Annotated in this window: 11 protein-coding genes; 1 reads left to right on the plus strand and 10 read right to left on the minus strand. The window is 43.3% G+C overall.

Features of this window, described 5'->3' with window-relative positions:
- Position 1: 1 nt before the first annotated feature.
- The 9 genes from rlmD to WBS51_RS03210 all read right to left on the minus strand — a co-directional run bounded on the left by rlmD (position 2) and on the right by WBS51_RS03210 (position 14,038).
- Positions 2–1,390 (minus strand): 23S rRNA (uracil(1939)-C(5))-methyltransferase RlmD, encoded by a 1,389-nt coding sequence (gene rlmD, locus WBS51_RS03170; protein WP_294459203.1) that lies wholly within the window; start codon positions 1,388–1,390, stop codon positions 2–4.
- An 80-nt stretch (positions 1,391–1,470) separates the two neighbouring features.
- Positions 1,471–1,698 carry a hypothetical protein gene (locus WBS51_RS03175; protein ID WP_173748588.1) on the minus strand — a complete coding sequence of 76 codons (228 nt, stop codon included), beginning with the start codon at positions 1,696–1,698 and terminating at the stop codon, positions 1,471–1,473.
- 81 nt (positions 1,699–1,779) lie between these two features.
- Complete coding sequence (pcrA, locus tag WBS51_RS03180) at positions 1,780–4,053, minus strand: DNA helicase PcrA (protein ID WP_294459207.1); 2,274 nt, start codon at positions 4,051–4,053, stop codon at positions 1,780–1,782.
- Positions 4,054–4,195: 142 nt separating this feature from the next.
- Entirely contained in the window at positions 4,196–5,473 is a 1,278-nt protein-coding gene (locus WBS51_RS03185) for an adenylosuccinate synthase (RefSeq protein WP_173748592.1), read from the minus strand.
- Between the two features lie 90 nt (positions 5,474–5,563).
- On the minus strand, positions 5,564–6,841 hold the full coding sequence (locus WBS51_RS03190; protein ID WP_173748594.1) for a Na+/H+ antiporter NhaC family protein: 1,278 nt from the start codon (positions 6,839–6,841) through the stop codon (positions 5,564–5,566).
- Between the two features lie 106 nt (positions 6,842–6,947).
- The gene (purB, locus tag WBS51_RS03195; protein WP_173748596.1) at positions 6,948–8,381 is read right to left on the minus strand and encodes an adenylosuccinate lyase; all 1,434 of its coding nucleotides are present in this window, start codon (positions 8,379–8,381) and stop codon (positions 6,948–6,950) included.
- Between the two features lie 83 nt (positions 8,382–8,464).
- On the minus strand, positions 8,465–9,241 hold the full coding sequence (locus tag WBS51_RS03200; RefSeq protein ID WP_173748598.1) for a hypothetical protein: 777 nt from the start codon (positions 9,239–9,241) through the stop codon (positions 8,465–8,467).
- A 13-nt stretch (positions 9,242–9,254) separates the two neighbouring features.
- Complete coding sequence (locus WBS51_RS03205) at positions 9,255–10,502, minus strand: DUF5716 family protein (protein WP_173748600.1); 1,248 nt, start codon at positions 10,500–10,502, stop codon at positions 9,255–9,257.
- Positions 10,503–10,513: 11 nt separating this feature from the next.
- The gene (locus WBS51_RS03210) at positions 10,514–14,038 is read right to left on the minus strand and encodes a DUF5717 family protein (RefSeq protein WP_173748734.1); all 3,525 of its coding nucleotides are present in this window, start codon (positions 14,036–14,038) and stop codon (positions 10,514–10,516) included.
- 165 nt (positions 14,039–14,203) lie between these two features.
- On the opposite strand from WBS51_RS03210, the gene WBS51_RS03215 reads away from it, so the two are divergent.
- On the plus strand, positions 14,204–15,310 hold the full coding sequence (locus tag WBS51_RS03215) for a pyridoxal phosphate-dependent aminotransferase (protein ID WP_173748602.1): 1,107 nt from the start codon (positions 14,204–14,206) through the stop codon (positions 15,308–15,310).
- A 98-nt stretch (positions 15,311–15,408) separates the two neighbouring features.
- Here the strand turns inward: WBS51_RS03215 and WBS51_RS03220 are convergent, their stop codons facing one another.
- The gene (locus WBS51_RS03220) at positions 15,409–16,278 is read right to left on the minus strand and encodes a phosphoribosylaminoimidazolesuccinocarboxamide synthase (protein WP_173748604.1); all 870 of its coding nucleotides are present in this window, start codon (positions 16,276–16,278) and stop codon (positions 15,409–15,411) included.
- Positions 16,279–16,333 lie beyond the last annotated feature (55 nt).

Here is a 16,333-nt window from a genome sequence, read left to right on the forward strand (position 1 = left end):
CCTATTTCCTCACTAATTTACAGATAGTCTCACAGTGTACGGTCTGACAAAACTGATCCACACAGCACACCTTCTCCACCCGGTAGCCCCGTCCCAGAAACATCTCCAAGTCCCTTGCCAGACTGGTGGGCTTACAGGAAATATAAACCAGTTTATCCACCCCATAATCAATAATTTTAGGCAGCGCCTTTGGATGAATCCCGTCCCTTGGCGGATCCAGTACAATAAAATCCGGTCTCTCTTCTATCTCATCCAGCACCTTCAGCACATCCCCTGCAAGAAACCGGCAGTTTTCAATCCCGTTTCGCTTTGCATTTTCTTTTGCTGCTACAACGGCCTCTTCCACAATTTCCACTCCGATGACTTCCTTTGCCACAGAAGCCAGAATCTGGGAAATGGTTCCCGTGCCGCTGTAAAGGTCAAACACCGTCATATCCTTTGTATTTCCAATGTATTCCCTGGCCGTCTCATAGAGCACCTCTGCCCCATAAGAATTGGGCTGGAAAAAAGAAAACGGCGTAATCTTAAACTTCAGTCCCAGAATTTCCTCATAAAAATAATCTTTTCCGTAAAGAATCCTGGTTTCATCACTTTTCACCACATCGGAGAGAGCATCATTGACAATATGCAGAAATCCCACGATTTCGCCTTCCAATTTCAGATTCAAAAGCCTTTCTTTCAGCTCTCCAAAGTCTGTCTGCTCCTGACTGGTTGTCACCAGATTCACCAGAATCTCTCCTGTGGTATTCCCTCTTCTCAAAAGCAAATGCCGCAGGAATCCCGTATGCTGCATTTTGTGATAATATGCATATCCCTGTTCCCTGCAGTATTCCAGCACACAGGTGAGAATTTTTGTCATATCCTCATGCACCAGCTTACAGTCACAGGCATTTAATACATCATAAGTACTTCCTTTTTTATGAAGTCCCAGAGAAAGCGGTCCGTCCTTATATTCATCGCCGAAAGAAAACTCCATTTTATTGCGGTAAGCAAATTCCTGGGGACTTCCCTTGATTCCCTCAAATGTATAGTCCGCATTTCCGTGCTCGTCAACCTGTCCGCTCTGTATCACCGCCGTATCTATGAGTTTTTTTATCTGCTCAGCCTTCATCTGCAGCTGATGCTCATAAGACATGGTCTGATACATACAGCCGCCGCAGGCCGGAAAAATACTGCATACCGGTTCTCTGGTTTCCAGAGGTGATTTTTCCAGTACTTCCAGGAGCCTTCCCTCCAGGCGGGTGCCTTTCTTTTTATTAATCTGAAATCGTATCTTCTGTCCCGGCATACCATTTTTGACAATTACGGTTCTGTCCCCTATCTGCACCCTTCCTTTATTTGGAAAATCCACTTTCTCGATAATTCCCTCGTATATTTCGCCTTTCTTCACACTGCTCTCCTTTTCACTCTTATTCTGCTTTACAGAAAAAGAAACTCCGGTTCCCCGAAGTTCCTATTCCCTTTAAGTCTTTACTTTTCCTCGTCGTCCTCGTCTTCAAAGTAGTCGTCGAAGTCATCGTCGAAATCCTCTTCAAAATCTTCCAGATAATCCGGAGTAAAGAAACGGTAAACAGCATATGCGATTCCGGCAACGGCTGCAACTGCACCGATAATCGCCAGTACCCACAATACGGTATTTTTATTTTTTTCTTCCTCTTTTTTCTGCAATGCGGTAATTAAATCCTCAATACGATTCATAGTCTGCACCTTCCTCTCTGCTGAAATTGTCTGTAACGCATTTCTGAAATTATATTATTCTGAACTTTATTTCTGTAGATATTATACCACCGTACTTTGAATTTTACTATCCCTTCTTGAAATTTTCAAGATATTTTCACAATCACTGCACTTTTTTAATTTTGCAAAAGAAGCAAACATCTTTTTGATTCCCGCTTTGTCAAAGTTCACCGTAACTTCGTAATCCCGGCCGCCTTCTGTAATGGCCGTTACCACACCCACGCCGAACTTCATGTGCTTCACCGTGTCACCTACGCCGTAATCCAGACCGGAAGCCTTCTTTACTTCAAACTGTTTCGGCACAAAAGCCGGCTGTTTAAAGGCCTCCTTCATCTGCCGGTAACTGGTGGGAAGAGGAATTTCTTTCAATTTTTTCTCCTCAAAATTTCTGCCAAGTTCCACCAGGTCTCTGGGGATTTCCTTAATAAAGCGAGATACCTTATTATACTGGGTTTCTCCACGAATCATACGCTGTTGGGCGCAGGTCAGTGTCAAATCCTTCATGGCTCTGGTAATTCCCACATAACACAGGCGTCGTTCTTCCTCGATTTCCGTAGGATCATCTGCGGTAATGGTCATATAGCTTGGAAAAATTCCATCCTCCATACCAGCCAGATACACATAAGGAAATTCCAGACCTTTGGCGCTGTGAAGGGTCATCAGAAGCACCTGATTGTCATCGCCGTCCACGGAATCAATATCCGCTACCAGAGCAACTTCTTCCAGAAAACCGGAAAGCGTAGGCTCTTCGTTTTCCTCTTCATATGTAACGACTTTGGTAATCAACTCGTCAATGTTTTCAATTCTGGCCTCTGCTTCTTCCGTTCCCTCTGCCCGCAGTTCTTCCACATAACCGGTATTTTCAATAATATCTTTCAAAAGTTCTGAGGGAGAGAGGTACTCCAGCTTGCTTCTCAGTGTCTGAATAAACGTGACAAATGGCTCTACTTTAGACGCAGCTCTTCCAAGAGACGGAATCTGGTCTGCTTCCCGCAGAGCATCATAGAAACTCATGCCCCTCTCTGCGGCATAATCCTGCACACGGCCAAGGGTGGTCGCGCCAATTCCCCTTTTTGGCACATTAATAATTCTCCGTACCGCCAAATCATCTCTTGCATTATCCACCGTCTTTAAATAGGCCAGCAAGTCCTTGATTTCCTTTCTGGCATAGAAGTTCACGCCTCCTACCAATTTATAAGGAATATTGGCCATAAGGAATTTTTCTTCAAACAGACGGGACTGGGCATTGGTTCTGTAGAGAATGGCAAAATCCCGGTACTCCCCGTCATGCTCACGCACTTTTTTGCTGATATCCCCCACAATGTATTCTGCCTCTTCATGAGCGTTCATAAACTGGCGGAAATGCAGTTTTTCTCCTTCTGCATTTTCCGTCCAGAGAGATTTTCTCTTTCTTTCCATATTATTCTGAATCACCTGATTCGCTGCATTCAAAATGTTCTGGGTAGAACGATAATTCTGTTCCAGGCGAACCACCTTTGCATCCGGGAAAACTTTCTCAAATCCCAAAATATTTCCGATGTTGGCGCCGCGGAACTTGTAAATAGACTGGTCGTCATCTCCCACCACGCAGAGATTACGGTATTTATCTGCCAGAAGGCTGACAAACTTAAACTGGGCGGTATTGGTATCCTGATACTCATCCACCATAATATACTGAAACCGGTCCTGGAAATATTCCAGTACATCCGGGCAGGCGCGGAAAAGCTCCACTGTTTTCACAATCAAATCATCAAAATCCAGAGCATTGTTCTTTTTCAGTTCTTTCTGGTATTCCTTGTAAGCCAGGGCAATCTTCCGCTTGGAAAAATCGGACATCACGTTGATTTCGTACTCCTCCGGGCTGATGAGCTCGTCCTTGGCCGAAGAAATCGCAGCCAGAATTGCTCTTTCCTTGTACACCTTGGTATCAATATCCAGGCGCTTGCAAATATCTTTCATCAGCGTTTTCTGGTCATCGGTATCATAAATCGTAAAATTGGTGTCGTATCCCAGACGGTCAATAAACCGGCGCAGCATTCTCACACAACTGGAGTGAAACGTGGAAACCCAGATGCTTTCAGAGCCAAATCCCACAATCTTATCCACACGTTCCCGCATTTCTCCTGCTGCCTTGTTGGTAAAGGTAATGGCCATAATATTCCAGGGATTCACACCCTTTTCTTCTATTAAATATGCGATTCTGTGGGTCAGCACCCTGGTCTTTCCCGAACCGGCGCCAGCCAGAATCAGAACCGGTCCTTCTGTATGAAAAACAGCAGTCTGCTGTTCGTGATTTAATGTATCGTAAATACTCATGGTTTGTTCTCCTCCATATGTAAATCAAAACATTTGTTCCTACAATATATCATATTCAGCTGAAACAGGCAACCTTTTGCCGCAAAAGAAAAGAGCTCCCGTATCTTTTTCCCTCTGATACAGAAGCCCGTTTTCTCTATTCTTATCTGTAAATAATATCTTCTCTTCCCGGTCCATTGGAAACCATAGTAATCGGGAATCCCAGTTTTTCTTCCACAAATTCCACATATTTGCGGCAATTCTCCGGCAAATCTTCATACTTCTTAATGCCGCGGATATCACATTTCCATCCGGGCAGCACTTCCAGTACCGGTTTTGCCTTTTCCAGAAGATGTGTTGTTGGAAATTCTGTTGTCACTTCACCGTCAATTTCATAACCTACACATACCGGAATTTCATCTAAATATCCCAATACGTCCAGCACGGTAAAGGCTACATCCGTAGTTCCCTGGATACGGCAGCCATATTTGGAAGCCACACAGTCAAACCATCCCATACGTCTCGGACGTCCTGTAGTCGCACCGTACTCTCCGCCGTCGCCGCCTCTGCGTCTCAACTCATCTGCATCTTCACCGAAAATTTCGGATACAAATGCACCTGCACCTACTGCGCTGGAGTATGCTTTGCAAACCGTAATAATTTTTTTAATTTCATATGGCGGAACTCCTGCTCCTACTGCACCGTAAGCAGCCAGTGTAGAAGAAGAGGTAACCATTGGATAAATACCATGGTCAGGATCTTTTAAGGAACCTAACTGACCTTCCAGAAGGATTTCCTTTCCTTCTTTTAAGGCATTCCACAAGAGCAGCGAAACGTCACATACATAAGGTGCAATCATCTCTTTATACTGCATTAATTCTTCCATAATGTCATCTGCAGTCAACAGCGGTTTGTGATACAAATGCTCTAATAAAACATTTTTCTTATCACAGATATTTTGCACTTTTTCTCTCAGTGCCGCTTCGTCTTCAAACAGCTCGCTGACCTGGAATCCGATTTTTGCAAATTTATCTGAATAGAACGGGGCAATTCCTGATTTTGTAGAACCAAAGGATTTGCCTGCCAGACGTTCTTCTTCGTATTCATCAAATTTAATATGATAAGACATTACCATCTGTGCACGGTCAGAAACCTTAATGTCCGGAGTGGGAACACCTTTTTCCACAATAGACTGTATCTCTTTAAACAGTACCGGAATATTAAGAGCCACACCGTTTCCGATAATACTTGTAGTATGGTCATTAAAAACACCGGAAGGAAGTGTGTGAAGTGCAAATTTACCGTAGTTATTTACAATGGTATGCCCTGCGTTGGCACCACCCTGAAACCGCACAACAATATCTGCGTCCTGCGCCAGCATATCTGTAATTTTGCCTTTGCCTTCGTCTCCCCAGTTTGCCCCTACTACTGCTTTTACCATCTTTTATTCCTCCTGTAAGATTGAACTCATTTCAATTACTACAGTATCATACACCATTTTTTTTCAGAAATAAAGTAAAATTTGAAAAAATCATCTTCTTCTGAAAAGAATAAACAGAACCGCACTGATTCCCATAAGAATCGGATAAAACAGATATGGCATAATCTGCACCGGTGACAGACCTGCCAGACTGGCTGCTGTAAGAAGCTGCGCTCCGTAAGGAATCATTCCCTGTCCCACAGAGGCAAAAATATCCAAAAGAGAGGCGCTTCTTCTCGGTGATACATCAAATTCCTCACTGATTTCCTTGGCAATCGGTCCTGCCATAACAATCGCCACCGTATTATTTGCAGTACAGCAGTCTACCAGAAAAACCAACAGGGAAATTCCAAATTCTCCGCCTCTTGCCCCTTTGATATTTTTCTTAATCAGATTCAGAATAAACTCGATACCGCCATATTCCTTCACCAGGGCCACAATGGCTGCTACAATGATGGAAATTACGGTAATGTCATACATACTGGTAACGCCTTCGCCCATCTTCTGGAACATTTCTCCCAGAGCAAAAGCACCGGTTCCTACTCCTACAATGGCTGCCAGCACAGTTCCTACAATCAGTACCACAAAAACATTAATTCCAATCAAAGCACCTATCAGAACGACCAGATACGGAACCACTTTAATAAACTGGTATTCCAAATCTTTGTCCATATTTCCCGCATTTCCTCCTGCCAGGAAAAAGAAAATCACTGCAGTAATGACAGCAGCCGGAAGGACAATCAGAAAATTTTCCTTAAATTTATCCTTCATTTCACATCCCTGGGTTCTCACAGCCGCAATGGTGGTATCGGAAATCATGGAAAGATTGTCTCCGAACATGGCGCCGCACACAATAGCGCCCATGCAGACAGGCAGAGAAATTCCCGTCTTTTCTGCAATTCCCACTCCAATGGGAGCCATGGCTGTAATGGTTCCCACAGAAGTTCCCATGGAAATCGAAATAAAACAGCCGATAATAAACAGACCCATGACAGCAATGGATGCCGGCATAATGGACAGTCCCAGATTTACCGTGCTCTCCACTCCTCCTGCAGCCTTAATGGTGCCGGAAAAAGCGCCTGCGGCCAGGAAAATCAAGCACATGGTTACAATATTCTCCTCTCCGATGCCTTTGGAGATAATGGTCATTTTGTCCGCAAAACGCACACGGCGATTCTGCATAAACGCTACCATTAAGGCTATGAGAAAACCTACAATGGCCGGCATGGTATAAAAATCCCGGGACAAAACCCCTGCTCCGATAAAAATCACCAGAAATACCCCGATAGGCAAAAGCGCCAGGGCATTTCCGTTCTTCTTTTGATTCATAAAATGATATGCTCCTTTCTATAACAGAAAAAGAGGCTGCCGCACTCCTTTTGCTCTGATTTTCATGCAGCAACCTCTTCTCTTGTGTTCTTCGTTATACGTTTCTTTATACGTTAATCTCTGCTGTCATTCCAAGAAGTTCCTTATTTGCTTCCAGTACGGGATTTACTACCTTGTTCAGGAAGTTGTCTACCTGTACGGCTGCTCTTCCTGTATATTTTGCAGGATCCATAGTCTTCTGAAGATCTTCCAGGCTCATATTGAATGCAGGATCCGCTGCAATCAGTTCCAGAAGATTGTTATCCTTTCCTTCCACCTTCACGTTTCTTCCTGCTTCCATGGAAAGTTCACGGATTCTTTCATGAAGTTCCTGACGGTCGCCGCCTGCTTTTACAGCGTCCATCATAATATTTTCTGTAGCCATAAACGGCAGTTCGCTTCTCAGACGTTTTTCGATAACTTTTGGATATACTACCAGTCCGTCTACGACGTTTAAGCACAAATCCAGAATACCGTCAATAGCCAGAAAGCCTTCCGGAACAGAGAGACGTTTGTTTGCAGAATCGTCCAGAGTTCTCTCAAACCACTGTGTTGCGGAAGTAATAGCGGGATTTAAAGCATCCACCATAACGAAGCGTGACAAAGAGGCAATTCTTTCACTTCTCATCGGGTTTCTCTTATAAGCCATGGCAGAAGAACCAATCTGGCTCTTTTCAAAAGGCTCTTCTACTTCTTTCAAATGCTGCAGAAGACGAATGTCATTAGAGAATTTATGTGCGCTGGCTGCAATTCCTGCCAGGACATTTAAAACTCTTGTATCTACTTTTCTGGAGTAAGTCTGTCCCGAAACCGGATAACATTCTTTGAATCCCATTTTTTCTGCAATCATCGGGTCAATTTTATCAATGGTTTCCTGGTCTCCGTCAAAAAGCTCCAGAAAACTTGCCTGTGTTCCTGTCGTTCCTTTTGAACCTAACAGCTTCATGGTGCTGAGTACAAATTCCAAATCTTCCAAGTCCAGAAGGAATTCCTGCATCCAAAGGGTCGCTCTTTTCCCTACCGTAGTGGGCTGTGCCGGCTGGAAATGGGTAAATGCCAGAGTTGGCAGCGCTTTATGCGCATCTGCGAATTTTGCCAGTTCCGCAATCACATTGACTAATTTCCTGCGCACCAGCTTCAGCGCTTCTGTCATCACAATAATATCTGTATTGTCTCCTACATAGCAGCTGGTAGCGCCCAGGTGGATGATACCTTTCGCTTTTGGACACTGTACACCATATGCGTATACATGGGACATCACATCGTGGCGAACCTGTTTTTCTCTTTCTTTTGCCACTTCATAGTTAATATCCTCTGCATGAGCTTTCAATTCGTCAATCTGTTCCTGTGTAATGGGCAGTCCCAGTTCTTTTTCGGTCTCTGCCAGAGCAATCCACAGCTTTCTCCAGGTACGGAATTTCATATCAGGAGAAAAAATATACTGCATTTCTCTGCTTGCATAACGCTCGGATAATGGACTTACATATCTGTCTGTACTCATATTCATTTACCTCTCTGTTCTCTTTCATATATCACGCAGTTAATACACATGGATTATATCGCAACACTTCTGAAAAAACAAGTTTAAAATCCCGTACTCCTGTGATAGTCACGAATAAATTGTTCTAAAAGCCCATCTGTATCTTCTCCGGACACCTTCCTGGCTTTCTTTGCACTCTGTTCCAGATTCCGGATAATTTCTTCCTGTTCCTCTGCCTCTACTTCCATTTTTCTGCATATTTGAGGAAATTCCTGGGGGTTTCTCATATAAGATGCAGTAAGGTAGTGCCTGTATACCTGTTTTGTATGAAGCAGTTCATAGGCTTTCCAAAAACAGTCTGCTGCTTCCTGAAACTGAAACAGATTTAAATACGCGCAGCCCATATTGTGGTAAATACCGCCGTTAAACTGTTCTCCTAACCCTTCCTTATCTTCTTTTTGCAATGCATTTTCATAAATCCTCACCGCATTGACATACATCCGGTTTTCCACCAGATAATCTCCCTTTTTCTTTTCTCTCAACACCTCCGGCTGTTGATTCAGAAGGCTCATCCGCTCATTCAATTCCTTAAATTCACTGTGTGTCAGATAATTAATTTCTTTAAACACGGCCAGAATAAACTCTGCTGTTCCCAGATTATCCTCCAGGATTTTATAAAGCCGCCTGTACAGCTTTTCCAGCCCCAGTTCTTTTCTCAGCCAGTCACAGAGATGTTCATTTAAAATCGTCTCGTCCAGAAGATAAATATTATGGTAAAAATAATAACAGAGTTCTTCAATGGAATAGATATTTGTGCTGATGTTCTCAATATAATAAGGCATCTTTGCTCTTTTTAACTGACATAAAATATATCCGCTCATTCCCTTTTCTCCTTTACCATGATACTTTTTCTGTCCAGACTTTGCCCTCGGAGGGGAACAAATCTCCAAATCCCAGGTCTTCCGCCGTAATGACGCAGAGTTCCTGAGATTCATAGACAATACGGATACCCAGTCTGGTGGTTTTATTGGGACGCTTTGGCAGACCTTCCAGTTTCATACTGCACCTGGTTTTTCCGGTTCCCTCCATAGAGGTTACCAGAAATTCCAAATCCTCTTTTCCGTCCAATATCAATTCCAGTTCCGTGTGAATCTCATACCAGTTTTTCCCTGCTTCGATAAGCGCATACGTCTTGGGTGAACCATTCACCAGCATCTCCATGGATACATTGTGCTTTACCAGAGAGGGACTCAGGTAGAGATATCCCTTCAAAGTTCCGTCTTCACATTTTTCTCTGGCTCCATAGCAGGCACCTTTCACATACAAATTGTTTCCATAATACACATGTCTCTGGTTTCTACACAGCAGGGGCGTCGAACGCACTGCCCACTCCTGGTCAAACCCGTCCCCCACAATATAGATACTGGAATACGTATCTGTTCCGCAGGAACGCTCGATTAGACGATAAAAATTATCATCTTTTTCTATGGCATCCTGCGGCAGCTCCGCGGTAATTCCATGCTCTATAAACGCTGTAATAGGACGTTTCTGATTATCCATAACCAGTCTGGCAAAAGACACCTGATTTTCTTCAAACAAAAACCAGCCGATTTTCCGATTCCAGTTATCCTTGCGGTGATTCATCACATAATAGTAAAAACTTTCGTCATAATCCTGCAGGTAAATCTGGTTTCTGGTAAATCCCAGATTTTCTCCTGCCTGATATAAATTTTTCACCAGAGCTGCGGAAAGCCGGGGTACGGTAATCATCAGAGCCTTTATCTGTCTTGCGGGTTCCGCTGTTCCCAGAAGAGAAATACAGCCCTTTAAATAGTTTTCCAACAGTTCAGAAGGCTTTCTTTTTTCTCCGTCCACGATGACTTCCTCCGCGCTTCCAAAAATCCCCAGAAGTCCGGTAATGGAAATTTCCCCTTCCTGGCGGGAAAAATAATCTGCCTCCATGCCGTAATGCCACACTTCTTCTCCCGGTTTCTTGGAAAGTCGGGTAGGAAAAAGATATTGGTTGCTGCCTGCTTTTACGGAAACAGAAATCGGCTCTTTTTCCCTGCGGTCATAATAGCAAATCTGGGACTGGTTTTTTCCGATTTCCAGACCTACTATAATATTTCTTGTCTCATTCATCTCTCTGCCTCCTAATCCAATAAAGCAAACAGGTCTTTTACCTGCTGCTCCCGTTCCATATAGGCTTCTGCCATACGCTGCAGTTCCTCTTTTTTTCCCTTTTCTCTTAGCTGCAGCATAGTGTTCAGCATCTGATATTTGCTGCTGCCCTGCATACTGCTTTCTTCTACCGTCAGAATTTCTTCCCCGGTTGTTTCCACCTTCCCGTCTTTTTCAATCACAAAATAATAATGCAGTTTTTCTCCGTAGAATAAAACAAATTCTCTGTTATAAATCCCCTGATACCGCTCCTTTAACGGTTCGCTTTTTTCTTCTGAGGTTTCTCCCCGTTCAATATAGGAATGCAGTGTTACTCTTGCACGACGGCCTGCCCGACATTCTACAAACATTTTATCCTCCATCTGGCAGGTGCAGAGCAGTTCTCTGGGCAGCATCCGGAAAAATGCGAACTGCAGACGCTCTTTTTCACATTCCTCCAGGATTTCTTCTGCTATATTCTTTCGCTTTTCATCCCAGACTCCGGTTTCTCCGTAATGCTTTAAAAGAGAAATTCTGCAGATGATATCACATTCCCATTTCCTCTCCATGACTTTTTCCAAAGCCTCAAAAAGAAATTGGTCTTTTTCCTTTTCTCCCAGGAAATATTCATAACACTCAAAGGTCAGATAAGAGAGAATCACCTGCTCCTTTCCGCTCTGACTGATATAATTTTCCAGCACTGCAAGACCTTTTTCATGACACACTCTGGAAAACATGCTGCATACCAGAATCTTTTCCTCCAGCTGATAGCAGTCCAATGCAAAGCCCATAGCACGGTTCCAAAGCTGTACCATTTCCTCCACAGGGCCTTCAAAATGCTGTACCAGATACTGCAGGAGCACTTCATCATAAATACCGGCGTGCACAATGTACCCTGCCAGCAAGAGAAGTTCCTCTTCATATTCAAATTCCAGCTTCAAAATCATCTGGCTGCACAGTCTTAAAAGAACCGGCATTTCTATCCGTTCATATCCGTATTCACAAATCAGGTCATAAGCCCCTACAAACATCTCCTGTTTCACCAGAATCGTAATCAGCAGCCGTTTATTTACCCTGGCAAATGCACGGAAGTCCATTTCCTGCAGCGACTCTCTCAAATTGCGGTTATCCATCTGGGATTCATAATACAGCAGCAGCTTTTTGCGTATATTCTGCCGGTAATCCTCACAGAAAATCTCCTGTTTCAAAACTGCTTCAAAAGAAGCCACATTGGCTTCAGTCACCGGAGATTCGTGTTTCAGCTCCCCACAAGTGTGCAGCAGCATGCCCGGATATTTCTTTCCGTCCTTTCGCAGCTTCCCGGCCAGCTCCTCCAAATCCAGGAGATTGTGTACATTGTAATCCACCGTATTCACATATCTACGCTGACTGCTGTCCTCAAACAAAACAGCGGCATCCTTGGTATACAGTGAAATATAGGTCGTCTTATCTGTGCAAAGATACACCTGTTCCTCTTTCATAGAAGCATGGCGCACAATCACCTTTCGGATTTTGGGGTCATCGCAGTAAAGCCGATAAGTAAAGAGTACTTTTGCCAGAGCCGTCCTGACATTTTCGTCCTGAGAATCCACACAGAATTCCTGATACACCACTGCAAAATCTTCATTGATTCTTCCCTCTTTGATTTTTTCTTTTGCAAAGGTCTCCATGTTTTTCTGATAACTCTGATAAGTTTCTCTATCTATCTCTTTATTCCGAATAACGTTGCTGTAGACAAACGCCTTCTTCGTATCACTTAACGTATTGTTGTATCCGAAATACAGGCGAATGACTTTTGGCAGTACCTTCTGATAGTTTCTGCTCATGGTTTCAATGTAATACTCATACAGCCCTGTGATTTTCAGTTCTGCCTGCACCGCCAGTTCATACCAGCGGAAATACTCCGGCTTTCTGGGTTCCCCCTTCATAATCAGCTGACAAATTCCCCTGACAGCATGAACGGAAGGGTATTTCTCATACACATACTGCAGGACTTCGTAAACCTTTTGGGAAAATCCTTTCATCTGTCCTGCAAGGTCAATGGCACGAAAAGCCATTTCTTCCGTGAGAATCCCGTATTTTTTGGCAAAAAGATACACCTGTATGGTAAAAGCATTCATTTTCCGAAATGCGGAACCATCTGCTGCCGCCAGTCTGCACGCTGTCAGATAGAGAAATGGACTCCTGCAGCCGATTCTGTACTGTTCTTCTAAGAGAAACATTTTCCTGGACTGGGTGCGCAGATTTTCTTCATCCAATTCAAAAATCATAGAAAGAAGCAGCAGACTGTCCACTCTTCTCTGATAAAGCTGATGGAGCCGCACAGCCGCAGCTTCTTTGGACTGTGTACTTCTCTCGGAAATCTCATTCAAATACAAAAACGCCCCCTCCAGAATTTCCTCCTGCTGAATCTTCTGGTTGTTTTCCAGGGAATCCAAAAGCCTTCTGGCTTCCTCCTTCCTGTCTGCGCGCACCTGTACATAAGCTTCAAAAAGCTGGCATTCTGTGGAATAATAGCCGTTTTCCTTCAGTTCATCCAAGAGTGCTTTCATTTCGGCGCACCAGGCTTCCGTATTCTTTCTTCCAAGCTCCAAAAGCAGGAAATCTCTGGCTGCTTCCAGCCTTTTTTTCTTTTCATAAGCTGTGACATTGACCTGAATATGGCCGTTTTTCGATGCCATAATCTGGTAGGTAATGGTCTCATACACCGTTTTTATCTGAATTCTTCCGAAATTTTTCCCCTTTCCGAGACATTCCTTCCGTATGATATATTCCAAATCATAGACACTGCCGATAAAATGCCCGTCTTGGATAACCTTTTTCTCTACTTCCAGAAAATCTCCCTCGGTCTGAATTTCAGCGCGAAGAAAACCCCATCCGCTTCTTCGGATTCTCAACGTATCTTTTAAAGAAGTCTGTACCTCATAAAGTTCCAGATTTTCTTTTTCCAGGCTTAAATGCACAGGTTCCTTCAGCCCCGCGCCTATAAGAAATTCTTCCAGATTCTGATACGGCACAGGCGTTTTTACCATGGAGGCATAATACGGCAGCAGTTCTTCTCTGCCTTTTAACAGCCTTTTAAAGGAAGTATCTATAAAAAGCTGGTATGCCTCTCTGAAGTCTTCCTTTGCCAGACTGACAAATTCCTCCAGAGTCCCTACCGTTCCCTGAGATGTGCGCACTTCCAACTTTTTTATTCCAACAGAAAAAGGCACCCGGTACGTTCCGATACTGGTACTTAAAACAATTTCTCCCTCTATGCAATCTGTACTGTCCAATCCCTTGGTATCCACACCATAAGGAAGAATCATCTTTTCTCCTGAAAACTTTTCCTTACCCAGAAGAAATCTGCGATGTGTGGAATAAGCCATTCCCTTGATTTTTCTTCCGTCTTTTGCTGCAAACTGCAGTTCTCCTCTTACCTTTTCTTCCGGCATGGTACTGAAAGAAATATGACTTGCAGACAAATCCAGACCGGGTACTTCATATTCAAATCTTCCGTTTATCAGTTGTTCCATTCGTGTCTTCAAAATATCACCTTTGCCCTGTTTTATTTATAAAAATCTGATTATTGAATAATTGACAATATTCTGCTACTATGAATTATACACTACAAACTTCTGCTGTGCAACTTCAATACACAGCCTGTTTTGGAACATTTTTTTACCAAAAGGAGGTTTTTTATGCTGAAACACAAGGATCATTTTCACGGCAGCGACCTGGAAAAAATTGAGGAAATCTATCATATAAAGAAAGAAGACATTACCAGCTTTTCCGCCAATGTCAACCCTCTTGGGATTTCTCCCTTACTGAAAGAGACCCTGGCGAAACATGTAAACGCTATTACTTCCTATCCTGACAGAGACTACACAGGACTCAGAAAAAGTATCTGCCAGTACACGGGGGCACAGTTTGAAAATATCATTGTGGGAAACGGCTCTACAGAATTGATTTCTCTCTTTATCCAGACCACACATCCTCAAAAAGCCCTGATTCTGGGACCTACCTATTCGGAATATGAACGGGAAATCGCTCTGGAGGGAGGCCACACCCTTTATTATCCGCTGAAAGAAGAGGATGATTTTCAAATGGATGTGGCAGATTTCTGCCAACATCTGAATGACAGTCTGGATTTGCTGGTACTGTGCAATCCCAACAATCCCACTTCCACGGCCATTGCCAGAAAAGATATGCGGAAAATCCTGGATAAAGCCCTGCAGTACGGCATTTCCGTCATGGTAGATGAAACGTATGAGGAGTTTACAGACCCCAAAAGTAAAATTTCCGCAATTCCCCTTACCAATAATTACAACAATCTGATTGTTTTAAGGGGAATCTCCAAATTTTTCGCAGCTCCCGGACTGCGGCTGGGTTATGCGGTTACCGGAAACCCTGACCTGCTGAAATACATCAACACCCGTAAAAATCCCTGGACCATTAACAGTCTTGCAGAAATCGCAGGCTGCATTATGTTTTCCGACAAGGAATATATCGAGAAAACCAAAAGCCTGATTACTGCGGAAAGAGAACACCTTTATTCTCTGCTTTCTACCTGGGACAGCGTAAAGGTATACCCTTCCTGCTCGAATTTTCTGCTTATGAAAATTTTAAAAGAGGATATTACTTCTGAAATGATTTTTGATTTCTGTATCCGAAGGGGATTGATGATTCGGGATTGCTCTACATTTCCGTTTTTAGATAATTCTTTTATCCGATTCTGTGTCATGAGTCCTGAAAAGAATCATGAACTGATAGAAGCATTTCGTGAAATCTTAGAAGAAACAAAATAATCTTTTTCAAGGCGCCGCTGTTTTGAATCTCAAACTCAAAACAGCGGCTGTACCTTGAAAAAGCTATCTTATCCTGCAAGAAATAGCAATACAACTTTTTAGAATTTTTCTCCGGAAAGCAGTTCATATGCTTCCACATATTTGTCTACGGTCTTTTTCACTACTTCCTCCGGAAGAAGGAAATCGCTTTCAGGATTTGCTTTCAGCCAGTCCCGCACATACTGTTTGTCAAAAGATGGCTGTCCCTGTCCCGGTTTGTAGCCTTCTAACGGCCAGAATCTGGAGCTGTCCGGTGTGAGCATTTCATCCCCCAGTACCACTTCTCCGTTTTCGTCCAGACCAAATTCAAATTTTGTATCTGCAATAATGATATTTTTTGTCAGTGCGTATTCTGCACATTTTTTATAAAGAGCAATGGTGTAATCACGGATTTTCTCTGCGTACTCTCTTCCTCTTCCCGGATGAAGTTTTTCCAGAGTTTCTACGGTTTCTTCAAAAGAAACGTGTTCGTCATGGTCGCCAAGCTCTGCTTTTGTTGTCGGTGTATAGATTGGTTCAGGCAGTTTATCAGACTCCTGTAACCCTTCCGGCAGTTCAATGCCGCATACAGTTCCATTTTCCTGGTAACTAGCCCAGCCGCTTCCTGTAATATATCCTCGAACAATACATTCTACAGGCAGCATATCCAGCTTCTGGCACAGCATAGCATGTCCTTCAAATTCCGGTTTCTGGAAAAATTCCGGCATTTCTTTTACATCTGTGGAAATCATATGGTTCGGAACAATATCTTTCGTAAAATCGAACCAGAATTTAGACATCTTTGTCAGGACAACGCCCTTGTCTGTAATCTTGTTTTTCAAAATGTAGTCAAATGCGGAAATCCGGTCAGTTGCATAGATAACCAGCTTATCTCCAATATCATATACCTGACGCACTTTTCCTTCTTTAAATGGTTTGTACTCCTGCATGTTTTCACCTTTCCTCTTGCTTAATAGTAGTTGATTCTTCTTTATTGTAACAAAT

Origin of the sequence: Blautia acetica (assembly GCF_038739805.1) — a bacterium.
Taxonomy (GTDB): Bacteria; Bacillota; Clostridia; order Lachnospirales; family Lachnospiraceae; genus Blautia.

Excerpts from the sequence above, each read along its gene's own strand:
- WBS51_RS03175 (WP_173748588.1), bottom strand. The coding sequence starts at position 1,698 with ATGAATCGTATTGAGGATTTAATTACCGCATTGCAGAAAAAAGAGGAA.
- pcrA (WP_294459207.1), bottom strand. The coding sequence starts at position 4,053 with ATGAGTATTTACGATACATTAAATCACGAACAGCAGACTGCTGTTTTT.
- WBS51_RS03185 (WP_173748592.1), bottom strand. The coding sequence starts at position 5,473 with ATGGTAAAAGCAGTAGTAGGGGCAAACTGGGGAGACGAAGGCAAAGGC.
- WBS51_RS03190 (WP_173748594.1), bottom strand. The coding sequence starts at position 6,841 with ATGAATCAAAAGAAGAACGGAAATGCCCTGGCGCTTTTGCCTATCGGG.
- purB (WP_173748596.1), bottom strand. The coding sequence starts at position 8,381 with ATGAGTACAGACAGATATGTAAGTCCATTATCCGAGCGTTATGCAAGC.
- WBS51_RS03200 (WP_173748598.1), bottom strand. The coding sequence starts at position 9,241 with ATGAGCGGATATATTTTATGTCAGTTAAAAAGAGCAAAGATGCCTTAT.
- WBS51_RS03205 (WP_173748600.1), bottom strand. The coding sequence starts at position 10,502 with ATGAATGAGACAAGAAATATTATAGTAGGTCTGGAAATCGGAAAAAAC.
- WBS51_RS03210 (WP_173748734.1), bottom strand. The coding sequence starts at position 14,038 with ATGGAACAACTGATAAACGGAAGATTTGAATATGAAGTACCCGGTCTG.
- WBS51_RS03215 (WP_173748602.1), top strand. The coding sequence starts at position 14,204 with ATGCTGAAACACAAGGATCATTTTCACGGCAGCGACCTGGAAAAAATT.
- WBS51_RS03220 (WP_173748604.1), bottom strand. The coding sequence starts at position 16,278 with ATGCAGGAGTACAAACCATTTAAAGAAGGAAAAGTGCGTCAGGTATAT.